The sequence below is a fragment of the Kitasatospora sp. NPDC059722 genome (assembly GCF_042733235.1).
Classification (GTDB): Bacteria; Actinomycetota; Actinomycetes; order Streptomycetales; family Streptomycetaceae; genus Kitasatospora.
The window spans coordinates 70408-77059 of sequence record NZ_JBHWGD010000017.1; the positions used below are offsets into that span (position 1 = coordinate 70408).

The window sequence follows — 6652 nt, forward strand, 5'->3', positions numbered from 1 at the left end:
GCCCCCCCCGCGCGGCGGCGCCCGGGGGGGGGGCGGGCCGGGGGGGGCGGGGGCGGGCGCGGGGGGGCGGGCGCGCGCGCGGGGGCGGGGGGGGGGCCCCCCCCCCCCCCACACCCGTCCCTCCCCCCCCCGCGGGCGGTGCGTCAGGACAGCTCCAGCCGCGCGTGCGTCGCATCGGCGAAGACCTCCAGCAGCACCCGGCCCACCGGATGCTCCTCCGACAGGAAGGCGCTGCGCCGGGCGCGCACGACCAGGACGTCGTGGGAGTCGAGGAGGTCGGAGAACCCGCGGTTCTCGATGATGTCCCAGAGCGCGTCCAGGCTGCGGCCCTGCCAGTGGTGCAGGGCCTCGTGGTTGACGGCGACGAGGGCCGTGCGGAAGTCCATCAGTGAGTCGACGTCGTGATCCCGGACGTCGACCAGCAGCTCGCTCTTCTCCATGGCGTCAGCGTAGGGGGCGCCGTGGGACGGGACAGTCGGGTAAATGATTGGTATGGCAATAGCAAAAACCGATCTATGCTGTCGTCGTTCACAAACTCTTCGCACGAATCAGGTTTCGCTGGATGAAGCTGCCCAAGGTGTCCGCCGTGATCGCGGCTGCCGTGCTGGCCCCCGCCGTTCTCTTCCCGTCCTCGGCTGCGGCCGCCGACAGCCCGCAGCCGGCCGGCGTCTCCGGGCCCGACACCGCCTCCGACAAGCCCGACATGACCGAGCAGGAGACGCGCGACCGCGCCGAGGTCCAGCGCATCCTCGCGGACAAGGAATCCGGCGTCGGCGTGCGCGAGGCCGCCGAGAAGGCCCTCAAGGGCGGCGCCGCCGAGCTGCGCCGCTTCCTGGAGGTCGAGCTCGCCGAGCAGCGGGCCATCGACAACCAGGTGAGGGTCGCCCAGCTCATCAACAATGCCGGGCCCGTGCTCAAGCAGGCCGCCAAGAACGTGCTCCGCAACGGCACCCCCGAGGACGTCGTCAGGTTCCTCAAGGAGGGCCAGTTCACGGCCCGCGCCGAGGACGAGGACCGGGCCAAGGTGCAGGCCATCCTCGACGACAAGGAGACCGGCGCCGGCGTGCGCGAGGCCGGCGAGAAGGCCCTCAAGGGCGACGCCGCCGCCGTGCGGCACTTCCTGGACGTCGAGCTCCCCGGGGCTCGGGTGGCGGACAACCGGGTGAAGGTCGCCCAGATCCTCTCCGTCGCCACCGGCCGGGCCGTCAGGGACGCCGCCAAGGCTGTGCTCCGCAACGGCACCGACGCGGACGTCGTCAAGTTCCTCAAGGAGGGCCAGTTCACGGCCCGCGCCGAGGACGACCGCGTCGAGACGCTGCGCATCATCGCTGACAAGAACAACGGCCGGCACGTGCAGGAGGGAGCGCAGAAGGCGCTCAACGGCACGGCCGCCGACGTGCGGCGCTTCCTTGAGGTCGAGCTGCCGCAGCTACGCGCGAGCGACAACCGGATCAAGGTCTCGCAGATCGTCGAGACCGGCGGGCCGGCCGTGAAGAAGGCCGCGCTCCAGGCGCTCGACGGCAGCAACGACGACATCGCGAACTTCCTCAAGGAGGGCTGGGCCAAGGCCCGCGCCCAGGACGAGGCCGACGCCGCCGGCAAGCCCGCCCAGGACCGGACCCCGGATCAGAAGCCGGTCGCGCAGCCGGAGTCCGGTCAGGGCCAGGGCGTCCAGCCCGCCGCCGTGACCGCGGCCACCGGCGCCGCTGCCGGCACCGCCGCCGGGGCCGCCTCCGCCCGCCCCGGCCAGCTCGCTGCCACCGGCGCGGACGGCTTCGGCTGGGAGGCCGGCGGCGCCGCCGCGGCCGTCGCCGCAGGTGCTGCGCTCGTCGCCGTCTCGCGCCGCCGCCGCTCCACCGAGAGCTGACGCACCCCGCACCCCCGCACACCCGCGCCCCCGGCCGCCGCACCCCGGCGCCGGGGGCGAGGCGTTCCCGGACGGCGTCGAGTCAGATAAAAACTTGGTATTGAAAACCTTTGAGTTGATCTAAGCTGTGGCCGTTCACAAACTCTCCGCACGAATCAGGTTTCGCTGGATGAAGCTGCCCAAGGTCTCCGCCGTGATCGCGGCTGCCGTGCTGGCCCCCGCCGTTCTCTTCCCGTCCTCGGCCTCGGCCGCCGACAGCCCGCAGCCGGCCGGCGTCTCCGGACCCGACACCGCCTCCGACAAGCCGGACGACGCCGGGCACCAGGACGCGGGCGACCAGGAGAAGCGCGACCGCGCCGAGGTCCAGCGCATCCTCGCGGACAAGGAGTCCGGCCGGGGCGTGCGCGACGCGGCGGGGAAGGCCCTCAAGGGCGGCGCGGCCGAGCTGCGCCACTTCCTGGAGGTCGAGCTTCCCAAGCAGCGCGCGGACGACGACCGGGTGATGCTCGGCCGGATCATGGCCGAGGGCGGGCCGGCCGTGAAGGCGGCGGCCGGCAAGGCGCTGGACGGCACCTACGCGGACGTCGTCAAGTTCCTGAAGGAGGGCCAGTTCACGGCCCGCGCCGAGGACGAGGACCGGGCCAAGGTGCAGGCCATCCTCGCCGACAAGGAGTGCGGCCGAGGCGTGCGCGAGGCCGGCGAGAAGGCCCTCAAGGGCGACGCCGCCGCCGTGCGTCACTTCCTGGAGGTCGAACTCCCCAGGCAGCGCGCGGACGACAACCGGGTGAAGGTCGCCCAGATCCTGTCGGCCGCCACCGGCCGCGGGGTCAAGGAGGCGGCGATCCAGGCGATGAACGGGACCGACGCGGACGTCGTCACGTTCCTCACCAAGGGCTGGGCCACGGCCCAGGCCGAGGACGACCGCGTCGCGGTGCTGCGCCTCATGGCCGACAAGGACTGCGGCCGCGGTGTGCGCGAGGCCGGCAGCAAGGCACTCGACGGCACGGCCGCCGACGTGCGGCGCTTCCTGGAGACCGGGTACGCCGAGGCCCGTCAGGACGACGACCGGGTCAAGCTCTCGCAGATCATGGACGTGGGCGGGCCGGCCGTGAAGGCGGCGGCCGGCAAGGCGCTGAGCGGCACCTACGCGGATGTCGTCAAGTTCCTGAAGGAGGGCCAGTTCACGGCCCGCGCGCAGGACGAGGCCGATGCCGCCCGCAAGCCGGCCCAGGACCGCACCCCGGACGCGAAGCCGGCCGCGCAGCCGGAGTCCGGCCAGGGCCAGGGTGTCCAGCCCGCCGCGGTGACCACGACCACCGGCACCACCGGCACCGCAGGCACCACCGGCACCACCGGCACCACCGGTACGGCCACGGGCACCACCACCGCCGGGACCGCCGCCACGGCCACCTCCGCCCGCCCGGGCCAGCTGGCCGCCACGGGTACGGACGGTCTCGGCTGGGAGGCCGGCGGCGCTGCCGCGGCCGTTGCCGCGGGTGCGGCGCTGGTCGCGGTCTCGCGCCGCCGCCGCTCCGCCGGGAGCTGACACCGCCGAGAGCTGACACCGCCGAGAGCTGACAGCGCCGAGAGCTGACACCGCCGGCAACACCAGGGCGGGGGGGGCCCCGGGGGGGGGGGGCGCCCCCCCCCGGGGGGGGGGGCCGGGGGCGGGGGGGGGGGGGGCCGCCCCCCCCCGCCGCCCCGGGGGGGGCCCCCCCCCCCGCGCCCCCCCCCCCCCGCGCGCCCCCCCCCCCGCGCCCCCCCCCCGCCCCCCCCCCGGGGGGGGCGCCCCCCGGGGGGGCCCCCCCCCCCCTTCGCCGTTGCGGTGCGCGGGTCAGTACTGGGTGCTGACCGTCACGCCGCTGAAGTCGGTGTTGGCGTAGAGGCTGATGTAGCGGTAGCCGGCCGTCGGGTTGGTGACGGTGAGGCTCTGGGCGGTGCCGGGCCCGGTGGAGGAGGCGGTGAAGGCGCTCGGGGAGGCCCAGGTGTCGGCGTTGTAGTAGAGCGAGGCGTTGCCGGTGCCGCCGGAGGTGGAGACCTTCAGCGTGCTGGTGCCGGCCGGCAGGTAGACGTAGAAGTAGTCGAGGCTGCCGGCGGTGCGGGCCTGGCCGGGCCGCGAGCAGTTCTGGCCGAGCGCGTCGGTGCGCGGGTCGGTGCAGGTCGGCAGGGTGGTGCCGGCGCCGGTGGTGACGGTGACGGAGGACGGGGTGCTGGCGCTCTTGCCGGCACTGTCGGTGACGGTCAGGGCGACCGTGTAGGTGCCGGGGTTGGCGTAGGTGTGCACCGGGTTCTGCTGGTCGGAGGTGGTGCCGTCGCCGAAGGTCCAGTGCCAGGAGGCCAGCTTCGCCTGGGAGTTGGTCTCCACGGACTTGTCGTTCAGGGTGACGGTGGCGCCGTTGACGGACTGGCCGAACAGGGCGGTGGGGCCGTCGGCGTAGCAGGCGCCGGCGGCGCAGGCGTTCAGCCAGGCGTCGAAGTCGGCGTCGTAGGAGGTGCCGAGGCCGTTGTAGACCGCGTAGCCGCCCTGGTAGTCACCGGTGCGGAAGTGGCCGAGCATGTTGTACACGTCGGAGGGGTGCTTCTCCAGCATGTAGCGCACCGCCAGGTAGCCCCACGGGTAGGTGCGCACCGAGTCCGAGTTGTCGTAGGTGTTCTGGAAGACGGTGCTCAGCTTGTAGCGGTGCGCGGCGGCCTCGGTCATCGCCTGGGTGTCGGTGGTGCCGCGGTAGCTGTAGGACTCGTACTCGGCGACGCCCTCGATCCACCAGATGTCCGGGACGGAGATCTCGGTGCCGAAGTTGCCCTTCATGTCGTAGATGTTGTCGAGGTAGTGCGTGTACTCGTGGTTGAGGTTCCACACGTTGGCGGGGAAGCCGTCGTTCCACGACTTCTGGTACATGACCGACACCGGCTGGTTGTTGGGGTCGGTGACGTCCATGACGGTCTGGCCGCCGTTGTTGGTGGAGTTGTTGTAGATGGCCCAGGAGTAGGTGAGGTAGTCGGCCTGGTTCTTGAAGACGGCGAGGGTGATGGTCTTGCCGTACTGGTTCGGGACGGGGCCGTTGTCCTTGACCATGGTGTGGAAGAAGCCGTCCTCGCCGCGCAGGCTGGCGCAGACGGTGGCCAGGTCCTCGGCGGACAGGGCCTCGCCGCGGATGGTGCGGTTGTCGCACACCAGCGTATTGGGCAGGACGGCGGCGGTGAGCTTGCCGGGCAGGTCGCAGGTGCCGTAGGAGGAGCACTGCGCGCCGTCGTACTGGTTGGCGTTGTACGCGGTGTACACGTACAGCGGGCCGGTGCTGCCGGTGACCGGGGTGGTGTCGAGGACCTGCTTGACCAGGGGCCGGGTGAACGCGGCGACGGAGCCGCCGTCGCCGGCGGTGCGGGCGAGGTCGTTGCCGGCGTTGACGTCGAGGAACTGGTTGGCGGTGCCGAGCAGGTCCTTGTGGTTCTGTGCGAAGTTCGCGAGGGCCGTGATCACGCTCGGGTCGGCGGCGACCGCGCTGACGTAGTCGGGGTTCCAGTTGGCCCGCCACAGCGGTGCGAACAGGACGGCGTTGACGGCCTTCACCATCTTCGGGAAGGCGTTGTAGCCGTTGTCGTAGCCGTTCAGGACCTGCTTGTAGACGTTCAGGTAGCGGGCCTGGATGTTGGCGCTGTCGGTGAGGACCAGCACGTCGTAGAGCACGAGGCCGTTGGCGTCGGTGACGTCGTGCCAGCGCGCGCCGGCGAAGAACGCGTCGAGGCCGGCCTTGACGGCGGCGGTGAGCGAGGCGTCGTAGGGGCCGACGGCGGAGGCGTTGTTGGACTGGACGTAGAAGCCGGCCCGCAGGAACAGCACGAGCTGCAGGATGCCGGTGGAGTTGTCGCCGGTGTAGTGCGCGGCCTGGGCCTGGAAGGCGGCGGCGACGGTGAGCATCTGGGACTGCTTGAAGACGTTCCCGGCGTCGGTCCCGGTGACGTTGAACAGCGTGTTGACGCAGTCCGTGGTCGAGCCCTGGACGAAGGAGACCAGGTCGGCGCCACTGCGGGAGCCGAAGTCGGCCGGCGTGCAACCGGCCACGTCCGCACCGGACTTGGCGGCGGCGAACGCGTGCTTCACGGGGGCGGGAGCGGGCTGCTTGGCGCCCGTGGACGGGCCGCTCTGCACGGCCGTCCCGGCCGGCTGCAGGGCCTGCCCGAGCCGGTCGGCCGCCAGCGGGGCGGCCGTGCGTCCTATCGCCTCGGACGCCGGGGAGGCTATCTCGGCCCCGAACGGCGCGGGCGCGGCCGGCGCGGCGGCCTTCACGGGAGCCGCCGCGGGCGAGGCGAGGGCGGGGGTCGGCAGCATGAACGCGGAGCCGGCGAGGGCACCGGCCACCAGAAGGGGAAGGGATTGGCGCAGACGCACTGCGGTGTCCTTGTCCTGAGTGGGGGAGATGAGTAACGGAGCGTCAGCCACGAGGCGTGAGGGAGGGGGACCTTGACGACAACCTGTCACCGGATTCAGGGTCAGAACAATGTCACAGGTTATATGCCACCGCAAGGGTGTGACATGGCACTGCCTTGGGGGGTGGTCCTCGGGGGCGAGCGCCCTGGCGGGTTCGTGAGGCTTGGCAGGTTCGTGAGGCTTGGCAGGTTCGTGAGGCTTGGCAGTGTGGCGGACTCCGGGCCGCCGAGAGTCCTGGTGGCCCGCCAGGTGCGGAACCCGGCCGCGGGGGGTGCCGCCGTCAGACGGCCAGAGGCTCCAGCGGAAGTGTATACCCCGGGGGCGCCCGGGGGGGGGGGGGGGGTCTATAGCCAGGG

4 protein-coding genes are annotated in these 6652 nt (G+C 72.5%); 2 read left to right on the plus strand and 2 right to left on the minus strand.

Translation table 11 applies throughout. The features are described from left to right. Positions 1 to 143 precede the first annotated feature (143 nt). A complete protein-coding gene (locus ACFV4F_RS14130; RefSeq protein ID WP_380441306.1) occupies positions 144 to 440 on the minus strand; it encodes a hypothetical protein in 297 nt (98 codons plus the stop codon). A gap of 122 nt (positions 441 to 562) precedes the next feature. Between ACFV4F_RS14130 and ACFV4F_RS14135 the strand changes: the two genes are divergently transcribed. Then, entirely contained in the window at positions 563 to 1867 is a 1305-nt protein-coding gene (locus tag ACFV4F_RS14135) for an ALF repeat-containing protein (RefSeq protein ID WP_380502344.1), read from the plus strand. Positions 1868 to 2036: 169 nt separating this feature from the next. Continuing rightward, positions 2037 to 3413 (plus strand): ALF repeat-containing protein, encoded by a 1377-nt coding sequence (locus ACFV4F_RS14140; protein ID WP_380502346.1) that lies wholly within the window; start codon positions 2037 to 2039, stop codon positions 3411 to 3413. A 288-nt stretch (positions 3414 to 3701) separates the two neighbouring features. On the opposite strand, the gene ACFV4F_RS14145 is transcribed toward ACFV4F_RS14140, so the two are convergent. Continuing rightward, a complete protein-coding gene (locus ACFV4F_RS14145; RefSeq protein WP_380502348.1) occupies positions 3702 to 6257 on the minus strand; it encodes a collagenase in 2556 nt (851 codons plus the stop codon). Between the last annotated feature and the right edge of the window lie 395 nt (positions 6258 to 6652).